Source organism: Microtetraspora glauca (assembly GCF_040656155.1).
Taxonomy (GTDB): domain Bacteria; phylum Actinomycetota; class Actinomycetes; order Streptosporangiales; family Streptosporangiaceae; genus Microtetraspora; species Microtetraspora glauca.
Window position 1 is genome coordinate 26951 of record NZ_JBFALK010000009.1, and the last position, 22984, is coordinate 49934.

General features: G+C 71.9%; 21 protein-coding genes. 12 read left to right on the forward strand and 9 right to left on the reverse strand.

The window, feature by feature from the left end; translation table 11 throughout:
* Nucleotides 1–71 precede the first annotated feature (71 nt).
* The 9 genes from uvrC (at nt 72) to AB0I59_RS17680 (ending at nt 9051) form a co-directional block, all read left to right on the forward strand.
* Nucleotides 72–2069: an excinuclease ABC subunit UvrC gene (gene uvrC / locus AB0I59_RS17640; RefSeq protein ID WP_358133897.1), complete on the forward strand. Its 1998-nt coding sequence runs from the start codon at nt 72–74 to the stop codon at nt 2067–2069.
* A complete protein-coding gene (gene rapZ / locus AB0I59_RS17645) occupies nt 2069–2941 on the forward strand; it encodes an RNase adapter RapZ (RefSeq protein ID WP_061255546.1) in 873 nt (290 codons plus the stop codon). Before uvrC ends, rapZ begins: the two co-directional genes overlap by 1 nt.
* A gap of 64 nt (nt 2942–3005) precedes the next feature.
* On the forward strand, nt 3006–3983 hold the full coding sequence (locus AB0I59_RS17650; protein WP_358133900.1) for a gluconeogenesis factor YvcK family protein: 978 nt from the start codon (nt 3006–3008) through the stop codon (nt 3981–3983).
* Between the two features lie 63 nt (nt 3984–4046).
* Complete coding sequence (gene whiA, locus AB0I59_RS17655; RefSeq protein ID WP_061255547.1) at nt 4047–5027, forward strand: DNA-binding protein WhiA; 981 nt, start codon at nt 4047–4049, stop codon at nt 5025–5027.
* A 236-nt stretch (nt 5028–5263) separates the two neighbouring features.
* Complete coding sequence (gene gap / locus AB0I59_RS17660; RefSeq protein ID WP_061255548.1) at nt 5264–6268, forward strand: type I glyceraldehyde-3-phosphate dehydrogenase; 1005 nt, start codon at nt 5264–5266, stop codon at nt 6266–6268.
* Nucleotides 6268–7458 carry a phosphoglycerate kinase gene (locus AB0I59_RS17665; protein ID WP_061255549.1) on the forward strand — a complete coding sequence of 397 codons (1191 nt, stop codon included), beginning with the start codon at nt 6268–6270 and terminating at the stop codon, nt 7456–7458. The genes gap and AB0I59_RS17665 overlap by 1 nt, the downstream gene beginning before the upstream one ends.
* Nucleotides 7455–8237 (forward strand): triose-phosphate isomerase, encoded by a 783-nt coding sequence (gene tpiA, locus AB0I59_RS17670; protein WP_082776861.1) that lies wholly within the window; start codon nt 7455–7457, stop codon nt 8235–8237. Before AB0I59_RS17665 ends, tpiA begins: the two co-directional genes overlap by 4 nt.
* A gap of 109 nt (nt 8238–8346) precedes the next feature.
* The gene (gene secG, locus AB0I59_RS17675) at nt 8347–8577 is read left to right on the forward strand and encodes a preprotein translocase subunit SecG (RefSeq protein WP_061255550.1); all 231 of its coding nucleotides are present in this window, start codon (nt 8347–8349) and stop codon (nt 8575–8577) included.
* Nucleotides 8578–8703: 126 nt separating this feature from the next.
* Nucleotides 8704–9051: an RNA polymerase-binding protein RbpA gene (locus tag AB0I59_RS17680; protein WP_082776862.1), complete on the forward strand. Its 348-nt coding sequence runs from the start codon at nt 8704–8706 to the stop codon at nt 9049–9051.
* A gap of 86 nt (nt 9052–9137) precedes the next feature.
* Here AB0I59_RS17680 and AB0I59_RS17685 read toward each other — a convergent pair whose 3' ends face one another.
* Nucleotides 9138–9638: a hypothetical protein gene (locus tag AB0I59_RS17685; protein WP_358133909.1), complete on the reverse strand. Its 501-nt coding sequence runs from the start codon at nt 9636–9638 to the stop codon at nt 9138–9140.
* 103 nt (nt 9639–9741) lie between these two features.
* A complete protein-coding gene (locus AB0I59_RS17690; RefSeq protein ID WP_358133911.1) occupies nt 9742–10617 on the reverse strand; it encodes a hypothetical protein in 876 nt (291 codons plus the stop codon).
* Nucleotides 10618–11564: 947 nt separating this feature from the next.
* Here AB0I59_RS17690 and AB0I59_RS17695 point away from each other — a divergent pair.
* Nucleotides 11565–11966: a hypothetical protein gene (locus AB0I59_RS17695; RefSeq protein WP_358133914.1), complete on the forward strand. Its 402-nt coding sequence runs from the start codon at nt 11565–11567 to the stop codon at nt 11964–11966.
* A 29-nt stretch (nt 11967–11995) separates the two neighbouring features.
* Here AB0I59_RS17695 and AB0I59_RS17700 read toward each other — a convergent pair whose 3' ends face one another.
* Both AB0I59_RS17700 and AB0I59_RS17705 read right to left on the reverse strand, forming a co-directional pair.
* Nucleotides 11996–13612, reverse strand: coding sequence for an amidohydrolase (locus tag AB0I59_RS17700; RefSeq protein ID WP_061255556.1), 1617 nt, complete (start codon nt 13610–13612; stop codon nt 11996–11998).
* A gap of 100 nt (nt 13613–13712) precedes the next feature.
* Nucleotides 13713–15110, reverse strand: a complete 1398-nt coding sequence (locus AB0I59_RS17705) for an NAD(P)/FAD-dependent oxidoreductase (RefSeq protein WP_061255557.1) — start codon at nt 15108–15110, stop codon at nt 13713–13715.
* Between the two features lie 192 nt (nt 15111–15302).
* Here AB0I59_RS17705 and AB0I59_RS17710 point away from each other — a divergent pair, with 192 nt between their 5' ends.
* Entirely contained in the window at nt 15303–16334 is a 1032-nt protein-coding gene (locus AB0I59_RS17710; protein WP_061255753.1) for a GNAT family N-acetyltransferase, read from the forward strand.
* 133 nt (nt 16335–16467) lie between these two features.
* Here the strand turns inward: AB0I59_RS17710 and AB0I59_RS17715 are convergent, their stop codons facing one another.
* Nucleotides 16468–16827, reverse strand: a complete 360-nt coding sequence (locus AB0I59_RS17715; protein ID WP_061255558.1) for a hypothetical protein — start codon at nt 16825–16827, stop codon at nt 16468–16470.
* A gap of 70 nt (nt 16828–16897) precedes the next feature.
* On the opposite strand from AB0I59_RS17715, the gene AB0I59_RS17720 reads away from it, so the two are divergent.
* Entirely contained in the window at nt 16898–17839 is a 942-nt protein-coding gene (locus tag AB0I59_RS17720) for a hypothetical protein (protein WP_358133919.1), read from the forward strand.
* 91 nt (nt 17840–17930) lie between these two features.
* Here AB0I59_RS17720 and pgl read toward each other — a convergent pair whose 3' ends face one another.
* From pgl to AB0I59_RS17740, 4 genes are all read right to left on the reverse strand, one after another.
* Nucleotides 17931–18707 (reverse strand): 6-phosphogluconolactonase, encoded by a 777-nt coding sequence (gene pgl / locus AB0I59_RS17725; protein WP_061255560.1) that lies wholly within the window; start codon nt 18705–18707, stop codon nt 17931–17933.
* A gap of 16 nt (nt 18708–18723) precedes the next feature.
* A complete protein-coding gene (locus AB0I59_RS17730) occupies nt 18724–19635 on the reverse strand; it encodes a glucose-6-phosphate dehydrogenase assembly protein OpcA (protein WP_358133922.1) in 912 nt (303 codons plus the stop codon).
* Between the two features lie 16 nt (nt 19636–19651).
* Nucleotides 19652–21175 (reverse strand): glucose-6-phosphate dehydrogenase, encoded by a 1524-nt coding sequence (zwf, locus tag AB0I59_RS17735; RefSeq protein ID WP_061255754.1) that lies wholly within the window; start codon nt 21173–21175, stop codon nt 19652–19654.
* Between the two features lie 183 nt (nt 21176–21358).
* Nucleotides 21359–22984: a phosphoglucose isomerase-related protein gene (locus AB0I59_RS17740; protein WP_061255562.1), complete on the reverse strand. Its 1626-nt coding sequence runs from the start codon at nt 22982–22984 to the stop codon at nt 21359–21361.

Here is a 22984-nt window from a genome sequence, read left to right on the forward strand (position 1 = left end):
CGCGCCGCCGGGAGCGGTGGGCGTCAGATCGAGATCGTGGATTGTCGGTAGCTGACAGTAGGCTGGTTTTTGTGGCGGATCCGGCAACTTATCGACCAGCGCCCGGCGCGATTCCCGAGTCACCGGGCGTCTACCGCTTCCGCGACCCCGGCGGCCGGGTGATCTACGTCGGCAAGGCCAAGAGCCTGCGCCAGCGGCTCAACTCCTACTTCGCGGATTTCGCCGGGCTCCATCCGCGGACGCAGACGATGCTGACCAGCGCGGCCGGCGTCGACTGGACGGTGGTCGGCACGGAGGTCGAGGCGCTCCAGCTCGAATACTCCTGGATCAAGGAGTTCGACCCCCGGTTCAACGTCAAGTACCGGGACGACAAGTCCTATCCGTACCTCGCGGTCACGATGGGGGAGGAGTTCCCCCGGGTGCAGGTGCTGCGCGGCGCCAAGCGCAAGGGCACACGCTATTTCGGGCCCTACTCGCACGCGTGGGCCATCAGGGAGACCGTCGACCTGCTGCTGCGGGTCTTCCCCGTACGGACCTGCTCGGCCGGGGTGTTCCGGCGGGCCGGCCAGATCGGGCGGCCCTGCCTGCTCGGATACATCGACAAGTGCTCCGCGCCCTGCGTGGGCCGGGTCACCCCCGAGGAGCACCGCGCGCTGGCCGAGGACTTCTGCGACTTCATGGCCGGGAACACCGGCCGGTTCATCAAGCGGCTGGAGCGCGCCATGCGCGACGCCGCCGCGGTGGAGGAGTACGAGCGGGCGGCCAGGCTGCGCGATGACATCCAGGCGTTGCAGCGGGCGCTGGAGAAGCAGACCGTGGTGCTCGGGGACGACACCGACTGCGACGTGATCGCCCTGGCGGAGGACGCGCTGGAGGCCGCAGTCCAGGTCTTCTACGTGCGCGGGGGCCGCATCCGGGGCCAGCGTGGCTGGGTGGTCGACAAGGTCGAGGACTCCACTCCCGGCGACCTGGTGGAACACTTCCTGCTCCAGATGTACGGCGAGGGCGCGATCCCCCGGGAGATCCTGGTGGCCGCGGAGCCGCCGGACGCGGACGCCCTGGCCGAGCTGCTGACCGAGCAGCGGGGCGCCAGGGTCGACCTGCGCGTGCCGCGGCGCGGCGACAAGAAGAGCCTGATGGAGACCGTCGAGCGCAACGCCAAGGAGTCCCTGGCGCAGCACAAGCTCCGGCGCGCGAGCGACCTCACCACCCGCAGCCGCGCGCTGCAGGAGATCGCCGACGCGCTCGGTCTGGACCAGGCCCCGCTGCGAGTCGAGTGCTACGACGTCTCCCACATCCAGGGCACCGACGTGGTGGCGTCCATGGTCGTGTTCGAGGACGGCCTGGCCCGTAAGAGCGAGTACCGCCGGTTCTCGATCAAAAGCGCCGAGGGCGACGTCGCGTCCATCCACGAGGTGATCTCGCGGAGGTTCAAGCGCTACCTGGAGGAGCGGTCGGCGACCGGCGAGCTGGGCGCCGAGCCCGCCCCCGACGCCACCGACGCCACCGCCTCGGCCGCCGACGGCGCGGAGGGCGAGGGCGCGGATCCGCGCACGGGCATGCCGATCGACCCCGACACCGGCCGCCCGCGCAAGTTCGCCTATCCGCCCAACCTGGTCGTGGTCGACGGCGGGCCCGCGCAGGCGGCGGCCGCGCAGCGCGCGCTCGATGAGCTCGGCGTGGACGACGTCGCGGTCTGCGGCCTCGCCAAGCGGCTGGAGGAGGTGTGGCTGCCGGGCGACGACCAGCCGGTGATCCTTCCGCGCTCCAGCGAGGGCCTTTACCTCCTGCAACGCGTCCGTGACGAGGCGCACCGGTTCGCCATCACCTACCATCGTTCGAAGCGGTCCAGAGCCGTGAAAGAGAGCGCGCTGGACGAGGTTCCCGGCCTCGGGCCGGCCCGCAGGCAGGCGCTTCTGCGGCATTTCGGGTCGCTGAAGCGGTTGCGCGAAGCCGGTGTGGCCGAGATCTGTGAGGTTCCCGGCATCGGGCCCGCGACGGCCGAGGCCATCGTGGCGGCGCTGAGCGGTGCGCGGGACGCCGACCGAGAGAAAGCGGTGAGCGACTGATGTGCGCTGCGAGAGAACCGGCGTTCGTGATCGTCACGGGCATGTCGGGGGCGGGACGCAGCACCGCCGCCAAGGCCCTTGAGGACCTGGGCTGGTTCGTCATCGACAACCTGCCGCCCGGTCTGCTGTTCTCGCTGGCCGAGGAGGCAGGCCGGGTCAAACTGGCCGCGGACAAGGTCGCGGCGGTGGTCGACGTGCGCAGCCTCGCCTTCACCTCCGACCTCAACGCGGCGATCGGCGAGCTGGACGGCCGCGGTATCGGCTTCCGGGTGGTCTTCCTGGAGGCCAGCGACGAGGAGCTGGTGCGCCGGTTCGAGAACGTGCGGCGCCCGCACCCGCTGCAGGGTGACGGGCGGCTGGTCGACGGGATCGCGCGCGAGCGCGGCATCCTCCGCGAGGTCAGGGCCAACGCCGATCTGATCATCGACACCTCGTCGCTGAACGTGCACGAGCTGCGCAACAAGATCGTTTCGTTCTTCGGCGGGGAGGACCGGCCGGGGCTGAAGGTCAACGTGGTCTCCTTCGGCTATAAGTACGGCCTGCCCGTCGACGCGGACCTCGTGGTCGACTGCCGGTTCCTGCCCAATCCGCACTGGGTTCCCGAGCTCCGCCCGATGAGCGGTCTCGACGCCTCCGTCCGCGAGTACGTCCTCGGCCAGATCGGGGCCAAGGAGTTCCTCGACGCGTACGAGGAGGTCTTCGGCGTGGTGGCCGCCGGATACGCCCGTGAGGGCAAGAGCTACGCCACGCTCGCCGTCGGCTGCACCGGAGGCAAGCACCGCAGCGTGGCCATGGCCGAGCAGATCGGCACGCGGCTGCGCGACAGGGGCATGGAGGTGCAGGTCAGCCATCGCGATGTGGGGCGCGAGTGACGACGGTCGGCGAGCGTGACCGTGTCACAGGGCGGGTTCGGCCCGTCAGGCGAGGAGGGACGGCATGAGCGGGCCGGCCGCTGAGGACGAGGGGGCGGAGGACGCCGGTCCGGCCGGCCCGAGAGTGGTCGCCCTCGGCGGAGGGCACGGCCTGTACGCCTCCCTGTCCGCGCTGAGGACGGTGACGCGCGACCTCACGGCCATTGTCACCGTCGCGGACGACGGGGGCTCCAGCGGCCGTCTCAGGCGCGAGCTGGGCGTCATCCCGCCCGGTGACCTGCGGATGGCGCTCGCCGCGCTGTGCGGCGACGACGAGTGGGGCCAGACCTGGAGCCGGGTCGTCCAGCATCGCTTCCTCAGCCAGGGCGAGCTGCACGGGCACGCCGTGGGCAACCTGCTGATCGTGGCGCTGTGGGAGCTGCTCGACGACCCCGTCATGGGCCTCGACTGGGTGGGCCGGCTGCTCGGCGCGCACGGGCGGGTGCTGCCCATGGCGTCGGTCCCGCTGGACATCCAGGCGGAGGTCGAGCTGGACGGCGAGGTCACGACCGTACGCGGGCAGGTGGCCTGCGCGCTGACGCCGGGCCGGGTCCGGGCCATCTCGCTGCTGCCGCCGGATCCTCCCGCGTGCCCGCAGGCGGTGGAGGCCATCCGCGAGGCCGACTGGGTGGTCTTCGGGCCGGGCTCCTGGTTCACCAGCGTCCTGCCGCATCTCAAGGTCCCCGAGTTGGCCCGCGCGCTCCACACGACGAGCGCACGGCGGCTGGTGATCCTCAACCTGGCTCCCCAGCTCGGTGAGACGGACGGCTTCTCGCCGGAGAAGCATCTGGAGGTGCTCAGGGAGCACGCCCCCTCGCTGCCGGTGGACGCGGTGCTCGCCGACCACGGGGTGGTCGACGATCCACGCGAGCTGGAGAAGGCCGCGGTGTCCATGGGGGCACGTCTCGTATTGGCCGATGTGGGTGCCTCTGACGGTTCTCCACGGCACGATGGACCACGTCTTGCCAGGGTCCTGGACGAGATTTTCCGTGAGAAGCGGTGAGACCGGCCCTCTGTGGTGCGAGAGACTGGCTGTCAAAGTCTGTTTGGGGGAGGACACGCGCAGATGGCCATGACGGGTGTGGTGAAAGACGAGCTGAGCCGCCTTGCGGTGCTGAAGCCTTGTTGCCGTAAGGCCGAGGTCTCGACGCTGTTGCGGTTCGCGAGCGGCCTGCACCTGGTCGGCGGGCGGATCGTGATCGAGGCCGAACTCGACACCAACGTCACCGCGCGCCGGCTGATCAGGGACATCGGCGAGGTGTTCGGCCACAAGGCGGAGGTGCTGGTGCTGGCGCCCGCCGGGCTGCGCAAGGGCTCCCGCTACGTCGTACGGGTCTACCGGGACGGCGAGGCGCTGGCCCGCCAGACCGGTCTGATCGACAACCACGGCCGTCCCGTCCGCGGGCTGCCCCGCCAGGTGGTCGCGGGCGCGACCTGCGACGCGGAGGCGGCCTGGCGCGGCGCGTTCCTGGCCCATGGGTCGCTGACCGAGCCCGGCCGCTCCATGTCGCTGGAGGTGACCTGCCCTGGCCCCGAGGCGGCCCTGGCCCTGGTCGGCTCCGCCCGTCGGCTGAAGATCCACGCCAAGGCGCGCGAGGTGCGCGGCGTGGACCGGGTCGTGGTCCGCGACGGCGACGCGATCAGCGCCCTGCTCACCCGGCTCGGCGCGCACGACAGCGTGCTCGCCTGGGAGGAGCGGCGGATGCGCCGGGAGGTCCGGGCCACGGCGAACCGGCTGGCCAACTTCGACGACGCCAACCTGCGCAGGTCGGCGCGGGCCGCCGTCGCCGCCGGCGCCCGGGTGCAGCGCGCCCTGGAGATCCTGGGAGAGGAGGCGCCCGAGCACCTGGTGGTTGCCGGGCGGCTCCGCGTCGAGCACAAGCAGGCGTCGCTGGAGGAGCTCGGCCAGATCGCCGACCCGCCGCTGACCAAGGACGCCATCGCGGGGCGGATCCGCCGGCTGCTCGCCATGGCGGACAAGCGCGCCCAGGACCTCGGGATCGCCAACACCGAGGCCAATCTCACGGCGGACATGCTGGCCACCTGACCTGGTCGTTTTCCCGCGCCGTCTCCGGCGTGCGACATGGCGGCCGGTTTGCGCGGACAAGCCGGCCGCTTTGCCGTGCGCCGCGTCCTGTGACGCCTGCTTTGCCGCTGTCGATCATCGGTGGGGCGCGTTGGTCTAAACCAATTTGAGTCGGATAGGGTCTGTGACTGAGGTTTCAAAGCCAGCCCTGTCGCCGGAGAGACAGCCGGCGCACGACGTACGAGGAGACCGATTCCGTGAGCATCCGCGTAGGCGTCAACGGCTTCGGCCGTATCGGCCGCAATTTCTGGCGCGCTGTGGCAGCCAGCGGTAAGGACATCGAGATCGTCGCGGTCAACGACCTGACCGACAATGCCACTCTTGCCCACCTGCTGAAGTACGACAGCATCCTTGGCCGCCTGCCGTACGAGGTGAAGGCCTCGGCGGACGAGATCACCGTGGACGGCAAGGCCATCAAGGCGTTCGCCGAGCGTGACCCCGCCAAGCTGCCCTGGGGCGACCTGGGCGTCGACGTGGTCGTCGAGTCGACGGGTCTTTTCACCGACGCCACCAAGGCCAAGGTGCACGCCGAGAACGGCGCCAAGAAGGTCATCATCTCCGCTCCGGCGAAGAACGAGGACGTGACGATCGTCATGGGTGTCAACCACGACACCTATGACCCGGCCGCGCACACGATCATCTCCAACGCGTCGTGCACGACCAACTGCCTGGCCCCGATGGCCAAGGTCATCAACGACACCTTCGGTATCGAGAAGGGTCTGATGACCACGATCCACGCGTACACGCAGGACCAGAACCTGCAGGACGGCCCGCACAAGGACCTGCGACGGGCCCGTGCCGCCGCGCTGAACATCGTCCCGACCTCCACCGGTGCCGCCAAGGCGATCGGCCTGGTCCTGCCCGAGCTCAAGGGCAAGCTGGACGGCTTCGCGCTGCGCGTGCCGATCCCCACGGGTTCGGCCACCGACCTGACCGTCGAGGTCCGGCGCGAGGCTTCGGTCGAGGAGGTCAACGCCGCGCTGAAGGCCGCCGCCGAGGGCCCGCTGAAGGGCATCCTCAGCTACACCGAGGACGAGATCGTCTCCTCGGACATCGTGACCGACCCGGCCTCCTGCATCTTCGACGCCGGCCTCACCAAGGTGATCGGCAACCAGGTCAAGGTCATCGGCTGGTACGACAACGAGTGGGGCTACTCCAACCGCCTCGCGGACCTGATCGAGTACGTGGGCGCCTCTCTCTGATGCGAACCATCGACTCGCTCGACGTGAAGGGCCGGCGCGTCCTCGTGCGCGCCGACCTCAACGTCCCTCTCGACGGGGAGACGATCACCGACGACGGGCGGATCCGGGCCTCGGTGCCGACGATCAGGACGCTGCTGGACAGCGGCGCCAAGGTGATCGTCTGCGCCCACCTCGGCCGCCCCAAGGGTTCGCCCACCCCGAAGTACTCGCTGGCCCCCGTCGCCCGGCGGCTCTCCGAGCTGCTCGGCGAGCAGGTCGCCTTCGCCACCGACGTGGTGGGCGAGTCGGCCCGTGCCACCGTGGCCGCCCTGCAGGACGGCCAGGTCGCGCTCCTGGAGAATCTGCGCTTCGAGCCGGGTGAGGAGTCCAAGGACGACGCGGTCCGCGGGGCGTTCGCCGACAAACTGGCCGCCCTCGCCGAACTGTACGTCGGCGACGGCTTCGGCGCGGTGCACCGCAAGCACGCCAGCGTCTACGACGTGCCCAAGCGGCTTCCGCACGCGGCCGGCGGCCTGATCGTGGCCGAGGTCGAGGTGCTCAGGAAGCTCACCGAGGACCCGGCCCGGCCCTACGTCGTCGTGCTGGGCGGCGCGAAGGTCTCCGACAAGCTCGGCGTCATCGCCAACCTGCTGTCGAAGGTCGACCGGCTGCTGATCGGCGGCGGCATGGCCTACACCTTCCTGGCGGCCCAGGGCCACGAGGTCGGCCAGTCCCTGTTGCAGGAGGACCAGCTCGACCAGGTGCGCGGCTTCCTGGAGGAGGCCAAGACCCGCGGCGTCGACCTGGTGCTGCCGGTCGACGTGCTCGCCGCGACCGAGTTCGGGCCGGACGCGCCGCACGAGGTGGTCGACGCCACCGCGATCCCGGCCGACCGGCAGGGGCTCGACATCGGCCCGCGTACGCGTGAGCTGTTCGCGTCCAAGCTGGCCGACGCGCGAACCGTGTTCTGGAACGGCCCGATGGGCGTGTTCGAGTTCGACGCGTTCGCGGGCGGGACCCGCGCCGTGGCCGAGGCGCTGATCGCCTCCGAGGCGTTCACCGTCGTGGGCGGCGGCGACTCCGCCGCGGCCGTGCGCCGGCTGGGCCTGCCGGAGGACGGCTTCTCGCACATTTCCACCGGTGGCGGGGCCAGCCTCGAATACCTCGAGGGCAAGACCCTGCCCGGACTCGCAGCTCTGGAGGACTCGTGAGCCGCACGCCGCTGATCGCCGGCAACTGGAAGATGAACCTCAACCATCTCGAGGCCATCAACCTGGTCCAGAAGCTGGCGTTCTCGCTCACCGCCAAGGACTTCGACGCCGTCGAGGTCGCCGTCCTGCCGCCGTTCACCGATCTGCGCAGCGTGCAGACCCTGGTCGACGGGGACAAGCTCCAGATCGCGTACGGCGCGCAGGACCTGTCCCGCCACGACGCGGGCGCGTACACCGGGGAGATCTCCGGCACGATGCTCGCCAAGCTCGGCTGCACCTATGTGCTGGTCGGCCACTCGGAGCGGCGGCAGTACCACGGCGAGGACGAGGTCGTGTGCAACGCCAAGGTTAAGGCGGCCTACCGGCACTCGATCACGCCGATCCTGTGCGTCGGGGAGGGCCTTCCCGTCCGCCAGGCCGGTGAGCAGGTGGCCCACACCCTGGCCCAGCTCGACGGCGCGCTCGAGGGGATCACCGCCGAGCAGGCGAAGTCCCTCGTGGTCGCGTACGAGCCGGTCTGGGCGATCGGGACCGGCGAGGTCGCCACTCCGGCGGACGCGCAGGAGGTCTGCGGGGCGATCAGGACGCGACTCGCCGAGCTCTACGACGGCGAGGTGGCCGCGGCCGTCCGTATCCTTTACGGAGGATCGGTGAAGTCCGACAACATCGCCGGGATCATGGCGCAGCCCGACGTCGACGGCGCCCTCGTCGGAGGGGCCAGCCTCGACCCGGGTGAGTTCGTGAAGATCTCCCGTTTCGGCGAGATGTCGGCGGGCTGAGCCGTTTGGAGGGTGCGACTTGACAACAGGTCGTACCCTCATAGGGCAAGATTGAATCGTCACACCGCTGGTGCCGCGCGGACGCGCGGGTTATAGGAACAGGTCAACGGTGATTATCGGAATCTCCATCGCCCTCATTCTGTCGAGCGCTCTGATGGTGCTGCTCGTCCTGCTGCACAAGGGCAAGGGTGGTGGTCTCACGGACATGTTCGGCGGCGGGTTCTCGTCGTCGTTCGGCGGGTCGGCGGTGGTCGAGCGCAACCTCGACCGTCTCACGATCATCACGGGCGTGGTGTGGTTCGTCTGCATCATCGCGCTGGGCCTGCTGCTCAAGCCGTAACAACCGGCACACCGAAACCGGTCAGGCTGTAAAAAATCGGGCAGAAATGGCTTATCTGCGGCGACACGTGACATAGATTCATCTTTCCCCCGTGTCCCGCGGGGCGTGAGTGCGAGGAGTTCATTCGTGGGTAGTGGCAACGCGATCCGTGGCAGCCGAGTCGGCGCGGGCCCCATGGGGGAAGCCGAACGCGGCGAGGCGGCCCCCCGAGTGCGGGTCTCGTTCTGGTGCGCGAACATGCACGAGACGCGTCCCAGCTTCGCCAGCGACGCGGCCATCCCTGAGCACTGGGACTGCCCCCGGTGCGGGCTTCCGGCCGGTCAGGACGAGGCTAACCCGCCCGCTCCGCCGCGAAACGAGCCGTACAAGACGCACCTCGCGTACGTGAAGGAGCGTCGCAGCGACAAGGACGGTGCGCAGATCCTGGCCGAGGCCCTGGAGCGGCTGCGGTCCTCGTCGCGCCCGATCTACTAGGCCCGTCTCACGGCATACGGCGAAGGCCCCCGTTCCCCTGCGGAGCGGGGGCTTTGCCGTGCACCCGGACTCCGGTCCCGCATGGATCATCCGTAGGAGCGGCTCCTCCAGATCCGGATCGTGACCGTGATCCGGCCCGCGTTGTCGCCCAGGCAGCGGTCGTCGTCGTTGATCCGCAGCCGGAGCGTTCCCGACCCTTTGGCCCGCAGCTTGCGATAGCTGCCCATGGCGGTGAGCGAGCGGCCCCTCTTGGCGAGGAGGGTGCCGTACGTCTCGTCGTCGTCGATCTTGCAGCCCTGGTAGATGCGGGCGTCCGTGTCCCAGTCGTAGCCGTCGGCGTCCACCCAGCCGAACTTGGCGCGGTCGACGGTCCACTCGCCGCGCACGTACTCGACGCTGTAACGGTCGCCGCGCCGCACGTAGATGCCGGTGCTCTGCCATCCCGAGGTGGCGCTGACCACGTACCGGTAGGAGCGGTAGCTCTGGGAGCCGGCCGTCGCCGCCTCGGCCGCGCCCGCGGGTAAGAGCGCCAGGGTCGTGGTCGCCGCGGCCGCCGCGGCCGCCGAGCGCGCCAACAATCTGCGCATGAGGGGGTTCTCCTGTCGTGGGAGATGATGGCTTTTCTCGAATGTAAGCGCGAACCACCGCGTGATCCAGAGACCCGGATCGAGCACCCGCTCCGGGGTACGGTCAACCGGACCGAAGGGTGACGAGACGGTGGTTGACCAGAGCGAGCCGGCGTTCGATCTCGGGGAGGAACGCGGGATCGAGCAGGTCCCGGTCCGCGGCCAGGCGCTCCGACGCCTCGCGGCCCGCGTCCTCGACCAGGCGCAGGACGTCCGCCCGACCGGCCAGGAAGCCCGCGGCGGCCGCCGCGTCGTGGGCGTCGGCGACGGAGTTCGCGAAGGCGCCGGTGTCGCGATCGAGCAGGTCCCGGAGCCCTGAGGCGCCGACCGTGAAGGCGAGCGGCCACACCAGGGTGGACAGGTCGGCGACGGAGACGGAGTGGGGCAGCAGCCAGGCGCAGCCGCCCAGGACGAGGAGGAGGAAGGCGAGCGCGGCGACGCGCCGGCGCATGGTGAGGTCGCGGAGATACATGGCCGTCAGCGGTCCGGTCCAGAGCAGGAAGTGCAGGAACGGCAGCCGGGTGAGGCCACCGGCGGTGACGTTGCCGAGCAGCGCGGTGGACACCGTCGCGTCGAGCCCGCCGTACGCGAGGGCCGCCGCCAGCACGGGGGCGTGCGCGGCGGCCCCGCGCCGGACGATCAGGGCATGCGCCCGGTACGCGAGGCGGAACGCGAGCAGCGCCAGGGGGATCGTGGCGGCGAGAGGCACCCTGTCCATATCGGGCCAGGAGTGCGCCAGCGAGCCGACGCCTCCGATGGCGATCACAGGCGGGCCGAGGTCCAGCGGCGGTACGGCCGCCCTCCCGTCGGCGGGCAGGACCACGCGCCGGCCCGCCACCCGCAGGACCTGTTCCCCGCCCAGCGGCGCGGCGCGCACGACCGCCACCTCCGCCGTTCCTGAGAGGTCCATGGCGTCCAGAGAGGCGCCGAGCTCCGCCACCTGGGCGGGGGACAGCAGGAGGCCGCCGTCCGGCGTCGCCGGGAACTCGACGTCGCGGGAGAGGTCGGGTCCGGCGGCGTTGTGCCGCTGCTCCCAGCGCAGCTCCCTGGGCGAGGCCGAACGCGGGCCAGAGGAAGGGAGCGAGGGACTCGGGACGGCCCCCGAGGCGCAGGACGAGGGTCGTCACGCCGCCCACGACCAGTGGCACGAGCACGGCGGCCGCTCCGCGGTCGATCACCGCCTCGGCGGCGAGGGGCGCGGCGAGGAGCGCGGGGGCGTCCACGGGATGGCCGAGTGCGACGGCCCAGGCGGAGACGTCGGCGGCGTCCAGTGCCAGCCGGTACCCGAGCCGGATCCGCCCGCCGCGCCGGAAGTACAGGAAGGCCGCCACGTCGTAGGCGCAGCAGGCGGCCCCCGCGGCGCAGGCGACGGCGGGAGGCAGAGTGCCCATGACGACGGCCATGACCACGCAGGCGACCCGGGAAGCCAGCCGTACGTTGAGGTAGACGCGCCGCAGGGTGTACGAGGCCGAGCCGGCCGCCACCTGGGTGATAGGGGGCAGGTCAGCCATCGCCTGGCGGCCGCCGGGTCTTCACCCGGGTGGCCCAGGCCAGGAACCGTGAGATCTGCGGCAACGACGGCGTGGCCTGCTCGCGGTGCTCTGTCCCGTTCACGTCACCCCCTGGGGGACGGATGCACGCAATCTTCACCCGGTGAAGATCGGGATGGTCAAGTGTGCCCGGACATCCCCAGGTCCGGGGGTACGCGATGTGACGTGAGCGTGTCCTCGCGGCCGGGCGGGCCGCCCGGGTCAGCTCTTGTGCCAGGCCGACACGCGGCGCGGCCGGAGCGGGCGAGCCGGGTGCGTGATCTCGGGGATCGGATCACGCATCGTAGGCTCCTACTTTCTTCCGTGAAGGTTCGGCGAGGCTGTCACGGGAGGAAAGATGCGCGGACGCGCGGGAATTGTCACGGCGGCTCTGCTGACGGGGCTGGTGGCGTCGCTGCCGCAGGGCGCGGGCGCCCAGACCGGGGCGTCCGCCGACTGGCGGCAGGGAAAGGTCTTCGGCGGTAGCGAGGCCGCCGTCGCCGTACGCGATCGGCCGTACGGGAGCGTGGTCGGCTTCGCCACCGCCGAGTCGACCATCCGTGCCCTCTGCTACGTCGACGGAGGCAGGCCGGTCACGGGCTGGTGGCATCCGGCCAATCCCTACTGGGACCGTGTCGAGGTCGCTGCGAGCGGCGGCCGGGGGTACACCGGATACGGGTACGTCGCCGACGTGTGGCTCGACACCGGCGGCGACATCACCGCGCAGCTCAAGCCCTGCTCGTCCAGGAAGGCCGGATAGGGAACGGATAGGGGACAGGGGCTGGGTGGTCAGCCGGTCGTGTCGTCCGCGACGCATTCGCCGTCGACGAAGGTCATCCGTACGCGGGTGGTCCAGATGTCCTGCGGATCGAGGGTGAAGGGATCCCGGTCGAGCACGACGAGGTCGGCCGGTCGGCCCTCCTCGATCACCCCGGCGGGCGAGCGGTTCAACCAGGCCGATCCGGCCGTGTACGCGGTCAGGACGGTCCGCAGGTCGATGCTCTGGCCGGGGAGGAACGGCGTCTGCGCGGTCGGGTACGACGCGTGGACCGAACTTCCCGGCTCGGTCCGGTTGACGGCCACGTGCACGGCCTGCAGCGGGTCGGCGGAGGAGACCGGCCAGTCCGACCCGGCGGCCAGCCGCGTGCCGTGCCGTACGAGATCGGCGAAGGGGTACTGCCACGACGAGCGCTCCTCGCCGAGGTAGGGAATGCACAGCTCGTCCATCTGCGCGTGGTGGGTGGCCCACAGCGGCTGGAGGTTGGCGGTCACCCCGAGCGCGGCGAAGCGCGGCACGTCCTCGGGGGTGACGATCTGCAGGTGGGCGATGTGGTGCCGGTTCTTTGGCGCGGTGCCCGCGAGCGCGTCCAGGGCCTCCCGCACGGCGCGCTCGCCGATGGCGTGGAAGTGCACCTGGAACCCGTGGGCGTCGAGCTCCCTGACGTACCCCTTGAGGAGACCGGGGTCCACGTACGACAGCCCGGTTCCGCCGCAGCGGCAGTAGGGCTCGATGACGGCGGCGGTGAAGTTCTCCGCGATGCCGTCCTGCATGATCTTCACGGAGGTGGCGCGGAAGCGGTCCAGGCCCTCCGCGGCGGCCCGCCGCTCGACCAGCTCGGGGATCTGCTCGGCCCCCCGCGTACGGTCCCACCACAGGGCGCCCACCACGCGGGCCTTGAGGCGGCCGCTCGACGCGGCGGACAGGTAGGCGGGCAGCTGGTCGTCGGAGCCCGCGTACGAGCCGACGATGGCGTCCTGCCAGCCGGTGATGCCCAGGGAGAACAGGTACTGCTGGGCCTCCAGCAGGGCCGCCTCGGCGTCGGCGGCGGTCGGGCGCGGCGTGAGCAGGCCGACGAGGTCCATCGCCCCCTCGTGCAGCACGCCGCTGGGGGTGCCGTCGGGTTCGCGCTCGATCCGGCCGTCGGCGGGGTCGGGCGTGTCCTTGGTGATCCCCGCCAGTTCGAGCGCGCGCGTGTTGACCCACGCGGCGTGGTGGTCGCGCTGGATCAGGTACGCCGGGCGGTCGAGGAAGTCGAGCTGGGTGCGATGGGGGAGCCCGCCGGGGAAGGCCGCCATGTCCCAGCCGCCACCGCTGATCCACGTCTTCTCCGGATGCGCCGCGGCGAACGACGCGATATGCGCCAGATACTCATCGAGTCCGTAAATTTCCGCCAGGTCGCACGCGGCCCGCTCCAGCCCGGCCTGGACCGGATGGATGTGGGCGTCGACGAACCCCGGGGTCAGCAGCCCGCCGCGCAGGTCCACGGGTTCCGCGGCGGGCGAGAGCCGTACGAGATCGGACTCGGCGCCGACGGCGGCGATGACGCCGTCGCGGACGAGCACCGCCTCGGCGAAGCCCCCGGGGGTGAGGACCCGGCCGCCGCGAAACAGGATGTGGGAGCTCACGAAGCCGCCCTTTCTTCATCGGTTGTTCCACGTCACCCGCGCCGACGTGGTGGCGAACACGGTATCCGCGCGCCCGGCACGCGCCGGAACGCGCGGCGCGTCAGTGGCCGGTGATCCGGTCGGCGACGCGGGCGAGCACGGAGGTCCGCGTCATGCCCTTGGCCTCACGGGCGTCGGCGATGCGGTACAGGCGGTACATGGAGTGGACGCCGAGCCAGCGCAGCGGCTCCGGCTCCCAGGCGCGGACGCGGCGGTCCACCCAGGGCAGGCCGGTGAGCGGCGTCTCCCGCCCGAGCACCAGGTCGCGGAGGGTACGCCCGGCCAGGTTGGTCGTCGTCACGCCGTGCCCGGTGTACCCGCCCGCCCATCCGATGCCGCTCGCGCGGTCCAGGCCCACCGTGGCGCACCAGTCGCGCGGCACGCCGAGCACGCCCGACCACGCGTGCGCCACCCGGGAGGAGGCGACGGCGGGGAAGAACGACGTCAGCAGGTTCCACAGCGCGTCCACGGTCCAGTCGTGCGTGTGCCCGCGGTCGTCCACGCGGGAGCCGTACAGGTAGGGCCGGCCACGCCCGCCGAAGGCGATGCGGTCGTCGGCGGTGCGCTGCGCGTACATGTAGTAGTGCGCCATGTCGCCGAGCAGTTCGCGCCGCTCCCAGCCGATCGTCTCCCACACCTCGGCGCCCAGCGGCTCGGTGACGATCAGCGAGCTGTTCATCGGGAGCCAGTCGCGGTGGTGGCCGGGCACCGTCGCGGTGAACCCCTCGGTGCAGCGCAGGACATGTGCCGCCCGCACCGTGCCGTACGGCGTGACCGCCCGGCCGGGAGCGATCGCGGTCACCGGGGTCCCCTCGTAGAGCTCGACGCCGAGGCCGCGTACGGTCTCCGCCAGCCCGCGAGCGAGCTTGGCGGGCTGGATCCTGGCACAGTGCGGGCTCCAGGTGGCGCCGGCCGCCCCGGAGACGCGCAGCCGCTCGTCCATCTCGGCGGGGGAGAGCAGCCGGACGTCCTCCTCGGTCCAGCCCCACTCGCGCTGCGCGGCCAGCTCCTCGCGCAGCCGGGCCTCCTGCGCGGGGCCGCGCGCGACGTTGAACAGCCCGCCCTTGACGATGTCGGCGTCGATGCCCTCGTCCGCGCAGACCGCGATGACCTCGTCGATCGCGGCGAACATCTCCCGCTGCAGCCGCTGGGTGGCGTCCCGCCCGTGGGTCCTGGCGTAACGTTCCGGCGAGCCCGCGAGCGCGCCGGTCAGCCAGCCGCCGTTGCGCCCGGACGCGCCGAACCCGGCGAACTCCTTCTCCAGGACGGCCACCCGCAGCGACGGGTCGGCCTTCTTCAGGTAGTAGGCGGTCCAGAGTCCCGTGTAACCGCCCCCGACGATCGCGACGTCCGCCTCCCGGTCCCCGTCAAGAGGGGCGCCCGGCGCGGGAATCCCGAGGGATCGGAACCAGAAGGACACATCACCGTTGACGAAATCTGAGGACAGCGGAGCGTTCATGAGATATATCCTGCTATATCCGTACTACCTGGTGAACCTCGCCACGGAAGTCGTGGCGAAAAGGCTCTTTACATGCCGATAACGTCGGTCATGACAGGATTCGCCAGGATGAAACGGTCGGCACACCTCCGTGTAGCAATCACGTAACAGATCTACGACAGGATTGCCTCAATGACGGAGGGAGCGGTATCGATGGGGTTCTTGCGGATTCGTACGACGGTGGACGAGCGGCCCGGGCGGCTGGCCTCGCTGGCCACGGCGCTGGCCGAGAAGGGCGGCAACATCCTCGGCCTGTCCGTCCAGCCGGACACGGACGGCACGGTCGACGAGTTCGTCGCCGAGATCCCCGCCTCCGCCGAGAGCGTACGCGAGGCCCTGGAGGCCGTCGGCGGACGCAGAGTCCAGGTCGTGACCGCGACCGCCCATGACCTCACCGACGAGCCCACCCGCGTGCTGCTGCTCGCCGCCCGCCTGCGCTCCATGCCGTGGCGGCTGCCGGAGATCCTCCGCGAGCTGCTGCGGGCCGACGACGCCCGCTGGGTCTACGGCGCGGACCTCTCCGACCTGCCCGACCCGACCCTGCTCACCGTGCCCGTGGCCCCCCGGCGCGCGATCCGGCTGCGCCGCGTGGAGCTGCCGTTCACGCTCACCGAGGCGGCCCGCGCCGCCGCGCTCGTACGGCTCGCGCAGCCTCCGGTCGAGGCGCAGGGGGCCGAGCGGCCGGTACGGCTCGGCGACGGGTCCGAGGCCGTCATCAGGCCGCTCACGTCGCTCTACCGGGAAGCCGTCCGCGACCTGCACGAGCGCTGCTCGCCTGAGTCCCGCAGGTTCCGCTACTTCACCGCCATGCCGTCGCTGCCGCCGCGGGTGTTCGAGCGCCTCTGCGACCGCAACCACGGCCACTCCATCGTCGCCGGGCACGACGGCCAGGTGGTCGCCCTGGCCAACCTGGTGTTCACCCCCGACCCCGGGATCGCCGAGATGGCCTTCCTCGTGGAGGACCGCTGGCAGGGACGGGGCCTTGGCCGCGTGCTCGGCCGGATGCTCCTGGAGGAGGCGCGCGACCTCGGTTTCGCGGAGGTCAGGGCGTCCTTCCTCTCCGACAACGCCCGCATGCGCAGGCTGCTGCTCTCCCTCGGCGCCACGCTCGCCTACACCGAGGACCCCGGTGTGATCGAGGCGCGGATCGCCGTGGGCGTGATGGCGACGGCATCCCCGAGCTGATCCCATCACGGTGAATCATCCCGGCTCGCGGCAGCTCAGGGGGCCGCGGGCCGGGATGGTCGCCTCCGCCGGCCGGTGACCCGCTCCGCGGGATGACCGGCCGCCGCCAGTCTCAGCCGTGCCGCCGCCCGCCTCAGTCGCGCCGTCGGCGCCCGAAGGCGTAGGCCATGTTGACGGCCACGATGCCGGCCCACGCGACCATCATGCCGGGCATCCCGCTGGTGGCCCCGGCCGCCGCCGTCAGCGGGACGGCGATGCCGAGCGAGCCCAGGGCCAGCCCGAGCCCCCGCTTGCGCTCCTGCTGCTCCTCCCACGCCGTGTGCCGCGCGTCCGGAAGCCTGCTGTCGGCCTCCGCCTTCACCCGCTGCGCGATGGCGGTCTCGATCCGGTCGAGGAAGGCGTCCGTCAGGGCGGGCTCATATTCGGGACCCAGATCGCGGCGCGCCTCGATGGTCGCGCGCAGCTCGTCACGGGGCAGGGGGGCATCCGGCATAGGACCAATGTGCCAGATTTCTCCGGGCTTCGCGTCTTCCGGCGACGCGGATCGCGGGTAGGGACCGGACGTGGACCTCAACGCGGCCGCCGACCGGCTGTACGGACTGCCTCCCGACGAGTTCACCGCCGCGCGCGACGCCCTGGCGAAGGAGATCAAAGCCGCGGGAGACGGCCGCCTGGCCCGCGACATCGGGAAGCTGCGCCGCCCCACGGTCGTGGCCTGGGCGGTCAACCAGGCGTCCCGGCGCCATCCAGAGGAGCTCGGCGAGCTGCTCGACCTCGGGGAGCGGCTGCGCGCGGCCTGGTACGCGCAGGACGCGGTGGCGCTCTCGGAGCTGACCGGCAGGCGCTCCGAGCTGACGGGCCGGCTGTCCCGGCTCATCGCCGGCGACGCCGAGAGGGAGGGGCGGCGGCTCACGGCGCTCCCGGAGGTCGAGCAGACGCTCGACGCCGCGATCGTCGACGCCGACGCCGCCGAGCGGGTACGGAGCGGCCACCTCGTCACCGCACTGAGCTACAGCGGCTTCGCCCCCGCCCCCACGCCTCGGCCGTCCCGTACGGGGACCGGGGAGCGCCCCGGGGCCCGGCGCGGAGGACGGGCCCGCGAGCGCGACCGGGAACCGGAACGGCGAGCCGTGGGCGGCCGCGCGGAGGACCGGCGGGACACGGAGCGGGAGCGGGAACGGGAGCGGAGAGACAGGGAACGGCGGGAGCGGGAACGCCGGGCCGAGCGGCTGCGACGCGCGGCCGAGGACGCCGGACGCGCCGCCGCCGAGGCGGAGCGGAGCCACGCCGAGTGGGCCGCCGAGCTGGAGGCGGCCGTGCGGGAACGCGACCGGCTGGCGGCCGAGGTCGCCACCCTGCGGGACAGGCTCGATGCGGCCGCGGAGCGGCTGGGCGCGGCCGAGCAGCGCCTGCGGGTGACGGAGCGGGACGAGGCGGCCGCCGCGAAAGCCGCCGCCGGCGCCCGCGACGAGGCCACCCGCGCCCGCGCCGCCCTTGAAGACTGAGAGCGAGCCGACCGCCCGCGTACGCCACCGCCCCGGGGGCCTCACGGTCTGTCGGCAGGTCCGCCGCCCGCGTACGGCACCGCCGCCCCCGTCAAGGGGAGGCGATGCGCCCGAGGCCGGGCGGGATCTTGCCTGCGGCGGCTCGGTCGAGCAGGAACAGCGTGCGCTGGCGGCCACGGGCACCGGCCGCCGGAACCTGGATCGGGCCCGCGCCGGACAGGGCCAGATGGACGGCCTGCGCCTTCTCCGCCCCAGCGGCGACGATCCAGACCTCGCGCGCGGCCCGGATCGCGGGGAACGTGAGCGTCAGGCGGGTCGGCGGCGGCTTCGGAGAGCCGTGCACCGCGACCACCGTGCGGTCCTCCTCGTAGAGGGCGGGCTGCCCGGGGAACAGCGACGCGACGTGGCTGTCCGGGCCCATGCCGAGCAGCAGCACGTCGAACGACGGCACCGGGCCGTGGTCCTCGGGCCTGGCGGCCTTCTCCAGCTCGGCGGCGTAGACCTCGGCCGCCTCCTCCGCGGTCAGGCCGGAGTCCGGGGACGGCATGGCGTGCACGCGTGCCGGATCCACGTCCACGTGGTCGAGCAGGGCCGTACGCGCGCCGGTCTCGTTGCGCTCGGGATCGCCGGTGGGAAGGAAACGCTCGTCCCCCCACCACACGTCCAGGGCGCGCCAGTCGATGGCGTCGCGCGCGGCCGTTCCGGCGACCGCCGCGAGCGTCGCGATGCCGACGCTTCCGCCGGTCAGCACGACGTGGGCCGACCCGCGGGCCGCCTGGGTGTCGGCCAGGCGGGTGATCAGGCGGGCCGCCACGGCCTGGGCGAGCACGTTGGCGTCGCGGTGGACGATGACGTTCGGGACAGTCACGGCGTCTTCTTCTCCATCAGGACGTCGGGGACTTCGCCAGCCACTGGATCGCCGCCCCGTAGGTGTCGTCCGGGTCGAGGCGGCGCAGTTCCTCGGCGAGCAATTCGGCGGTCGGCCTGCGGGCGAGGGCGACCCGCCGGTCCGGCTGACCCGGCCGGGACAGCGTCGCCAGCCGGGCGTCCGTCCTGGCGATCTTCAGGTCGCCGGCGGCGAGCGTGAGCCGTACCTCGGTGAGGCCCGGCCCGTCGCTCTCGGCGAGCTCCATCGGGATGCCGAGCCGCTCGGACAGCCACGCCGCCAGCAGCGGCGCGCTCGGATTGCCCGCGGCGCCCGACACGACGCCGGACCGCACCGGCCCGGTCGGCCGGTCGAACGCGGCGGCCAGCAGGCTGCGCCACGACGTCAACCGCGTCCACGCGAGATCGGTGTCGCCGGGCAGATAGCCCGTGTGGCGGCCGCCGATCGCCGCCACGGCGTCGCGTGCCGCCCGGGCGTCGGTGATCCGGCGGGTGGCGAGCTGGCCGACGGCGTCCCGCGCCGGTACGGCGGGCGAGTCGCCCGGCCACCACGCCACGACGGGCGTGTCGGTCAGCAGCAGCGGGCTGATGACCGAGTCGGCGTGCTCGGTGAGCCGGCCGTACAGGCGGAGCAGGACGACCTCGCCCGGGGACGACTCGCCCATCCGCACCTCGGCGTCGAGCCGGTCGGGTTCGTAGGGGTCGCGCTTGATGACCGTCAGGACGCGGGACGGATGCTCACGCGCGGCCTCGGTGGCCGCCCGGACGGCGTCGTACTGGCCGGCCTCGTCGCACACCACGACCAGGGTGAGGACCATGCCCACCGCGGGAGCGCCCATCTGGTGGCGCAGCTGGGTGAGCGTCGCGGAGATCTTCGAGGCCGTCGTGTCGGTCAGGTTGAAGGTGGTCACGGCGCTTTCCGTTCACTCACAGCCGACGCCAGACGCGCCCGTCACGGGCCATCATGGCGTCGGCGGACGGCGGGCCCCAGGTGCCCGCGGGATAGCCCTCCGGACGGCCCGAGGCCGCCCAGTGCTCCTCGATGGGATCGAGGATCATCCAGGACAGCTCGACCTCCGCCTGGTGCGGGAACAGGGGCGGGTCCCCGATGAGGACGTCGAGCAGCAGCCGCTCGTACGCCTCGGGGGAGGACTCCATGAACGACTCCCCGTAGGCGAAGTCCATGCTGACGTCTCTGACCTCCATGGCCGTGCCCGGCACCTTCGAGCCGAAACGCACGGTGATCCCCTCGTCCGGCTGGACGCGGATGACCAGGGCGTTCTGCCCGAGGATCTCGGTGTCGGTCGAGCTGAACGGCAGGTGCGGCGCCCGCTGGAAGACGACCGCCACCTCCGTGACCCGGCGGCCGAGACGCTTGCCCGCCCGCAGGTAGAAGGGGACGCCCGCCCAGCGGCGGTTGGCCACCTCCAGCCTGATGGCGGCGTACGTGTCGGTGATCGAGTCCGGCGGGATGCCGTCCTCCTCCAGGTAGCCGACGACCGGCTCGCCGCCCTGCCAGCCCGCGGTGTACTGGCCGCGGGCGGTGCCGAGCGACAGGTCCGACGGCAGCCGGACCGACCGGAGCACCTTCTCCTTCTCGCGGCGCAGCGAGTCGGCGTCGAAGGACGTCGGATCCTCCATCGCGACCAGGGCGAGGAGCTGCAGCAGGTGGTTCTGGATCACGTCCCGGGCCGCGCCGATGCCGTCGTAGTATCCGGCCCGGCCGCCGATGCCGATGTCCTCGGCCATCGTGATCTGGACGTGGTCCACGTAGCCGCGGTTCCAGATCGGCTCGTACAGCGTGTTGGCGAACCGCAGGGCCAGGATGTTCTGGACGGTCTCCTTGCCGAGGTAGTGGTCGATGCGGAAGACCGACTTCTCGGGGAACACGCCGCTGGTGATCGCGTTGAGCTCGCGCGCGCTCTTCAGGTCGTGGCCGAACGGCTTCTCGATGACCACCCGGCGCCAGACCCCCTCGGGCGCGTTGGCGAGGTTGGTCCGCTTGAGCTGCTCCACCACGACGGGGAAGAACTTCGGCGGCACCGAGAGGTAGAACGCGTAGTTGCCGCCGGTGCCGCGCGTCTCGTCGATCTCCTTGAGCATCATCGCGAGCACGTCGAAGGCGCCGTCGTCGTGGAACTCGCCGGGGCAGAAGTGGATGCCCTCGGCGATCTGCCGCCATACCTCCTCGCGGAACGGCGTACGCGCGTGCTCCTTCACCGCCTCGTACGTGACCTGGGCGAAGTCCTCGTGCGCCCAGTCGCGGCGGGCGAAGCCGACCAGGGAGAAGCCCGGGGGCAGCAGGCCCCGGTTGCCCAGGTCGTAGATCGCGGGAAGCAGCTTCTTCTTCGCCAGGTCGCCGGTGACGCCGAAGAGGACGAGCACGCACGGGCCGGCCACGCGGGGCAGCCGTTTGTCGCGCGGGTCCCGCAGCGGGTTCTCCGCGCTCATGTCCTCCACCGACAGGCCGAGCGCGGCCTCCAGGTCGCGCTGCTCCGGCGTCACCTCCGGGCCGGCCCCCGCCGGGACGTCACGCGTCCCGGCGGGGGTCTCCGCCGTCTCGGTGGGGTGGTTGTCCCGCTCACCCATCGGACCTCCTCGCCTCCCGGCTCGTCGCCAGCGGCGTGTTCATGGTCAGAGTTCCTCGGCCACGGACAGCAGGTGCTTGACGCCCGCCACGCGGTCGGTGAGGTGCAGGCGCACGGCGGGCCGGCCCCGCGACGCCAGCGCGCCGAAGTCGCCCAGCGCCTGGGCGAGCTGCAGCCTGCCCAGGGTGTACGGCTTGCCCGGCACCTCGACGTCCTCGGTGACCGCGCCGGTGATCTGCAGGAACACGCCCGACTGCGGACCGCCCTTGTGGAACTGGCCGGTCGAGTGGAGGAAGCGTGGTCCCCAGCCGAAGGTCACCGCGTGGTCGGTGCGGTAGTCGAGCAGCGCCCGGAGCGTCGCCGGGTCGGCGGCCGCCCACGCCTCGGTCAGCTCCTCGAACGAGGCGTCACCGACCCGGGCGGCGTCGAACGCGGCCTCCCGGTCCAGGTACGCCATGATCGCGAGGTAGCCGCGCTCCGGGATCGCCCGCAGCAGCGCGGTCAGCACGTCCGCCAGGTTCTTCGGGTCGCCGGGCACGTCGCCGTAGATCTCGACCGGGCCGTCCGTCAGGAACGGCGTGCCGGTCGGCAGCGGCCCGTCGCCCGCCTCCTGGAGGATCCGGGTGGTGTTCTCCTTGGACTCGGCCACGTTCGGCTGGTTGAACGGGTCGATCCCGAGCACCCGGCCGGCGATCGCCGTGGCGTACTCCCAGACCAGGAACTGCGCGCCCAGCGGGCCGTCGACCGACGTGCCGCCGTCCGGGCCGATGTGCACCAGGAACTGGTCGTCGGCCTCGGCCGCCTCGGCGCCGACGACGGGCAGGATGCCCTTGCCCGACTTGCCGGTCGACTCGGCGATGAGCTGCTCGATCCAGTCGGGCAGCCCGTTGATGTCGGTCATGCTGTCACGCAGGACCAGCTTGTCGCGTCCGGCGAGGGCCTCGGCGCCGAGCAGCACGCCCAGGTCGAGACCCGGGTTGCCGTCGTTCTCCGCGAGCCGGCGGACCACCGCCGCCGCGTCGTCGAGCAACCGCCCGACATCGGCGCCCGCCAGCGCGCTGGGCACCAGCCCGAAGGCGCTGAGCGCGCTGTAGCGGCCCCCGACATTCGGGTCGGCCAGGACGACCTGGTACCCCGAGTCGATGGCCGTCTGCTCCAGCGGGGAGCCCGGGTCGGTGACCACGACGATGCGGTCGGCCGGGTCGATCCCGGCGTCACGGAACGCCTTCTCGTAGATCCGTCGGTGGCTGTCGGTCTCGATCGTGCCGCCGCTCTTGCTGGCGACGACCACGAGCGTGCGGTCCAGCCGGTCGTTCAGCGCCCGCCGCACCTGCCCGGGGTCGGTGGTGTCGAGCACGGTCAGCGGCACGTCCTCGGTCGCGCAGATCACCTCGGGGGCCAGCGACGAGCCGCCCATCCCGGCCAGCACGATGTGATCGAGGCCCTCCGCGCGCGCCATCTCGACGAGCTTGGTGATCTCGGGCAGCAGTTCCCTGCTGGTCAGGGGGAGGTTCAGCCAGCCGAGCCGGGTGGCCGCCTCGGCCCTGGCCTCCGGCCCCCACAGGCCGGGGTCACCGGCGGCGAGCGCCGCCGGCACCCCCTCGGCGACCAGCTTCTCGCGGAGGGCGCGTACGGCCTCCGGCTCCTGGCCGAGCGTTACCTCGATGGTCAT

Excerpts from the sequence above, each read along its gene's own strand:
- rapZ (WP_061255546.1), top strand. The coding sequence starts at position 2,069 with ATGTGCGCTGCGAGAGAACCGGCGTTCGTGATCGTCACGGGCATGTCG.
- AB0I59_RS17715 (WP_061255558.1), bottom strand. The coding sequence starts at position 16,827 with ATGCCGGATGCCCCCCTGCCCCGTGACGAGCTGCGCGCGACCATCGAG.
- AB0I59_RS17695 (WP_358133914.1), top strand. The coding sequence starts at position 11,565 with ATGCGCGGACGCGCGGGAATTGTCACGGCGGCTCTGCTGACGGGGCTG.
- AB0I59_RS17650 (WP_358133900.1), top strand. The coding sequence starts at position 3,006 with ATGAGCGGGCCGGCCGCTGAGGACGAGGGGGCGGAGGACGCCGGTCCG.
- zwf (WP_061255754.1), bottom strand. The coding sequence starts at position 21,175 with ATGAGCGCGGAGAACCCGCTGCGGGACCCGCGCGACAAACGGCTGCCC.
- AB0I59_RS17740 (WP_061255562.1), bottom strand. The coding sequence starts at position 22,984 with ATGACCATCGAGGTAACGCTCGGCCAGGAGCCGGAGGCCGTACGCGCC.
- AB0I59_RS17665 (WP_061255549.1), top strand. The coding sequence starts at position 6,268 with ATGCGAACCATCGACTCGCTCGACGTGAAGGGCCGGCGCGTCCTCGTG.
- whiA (WP_061255547.1), top strand. The coding sequence starts at position 4,047 with ATGGCCATGACGGGTGTGGTGAAAGACGAGCTGAGCCGCCTTGCGGTG.
- AB0I59_RS17685 (WP_358133909.1), bottom strand. The coding sequence starts at position 9,638 with ATGCGCAGATTGTTGGCGCGCTCGGCGGCCGCGGCGGCCGCGGCGACC.
- AB0I59_RS17705 (WP_061255557.1), bottom strand. The coding sequence starts at position 15,110 with ATGAACGCTCCGCTGTCCTCAGATTTCGTCAACGGTGATGTGTCCTTC.
- AB0I59_RS17710 (WP_061255753.1), top strand. The coding sequence starts at position 15,303 with ATGGGGTTCTTGCGGATTCGTACGACGGTGGACGAGCGGCCCGGGCGG.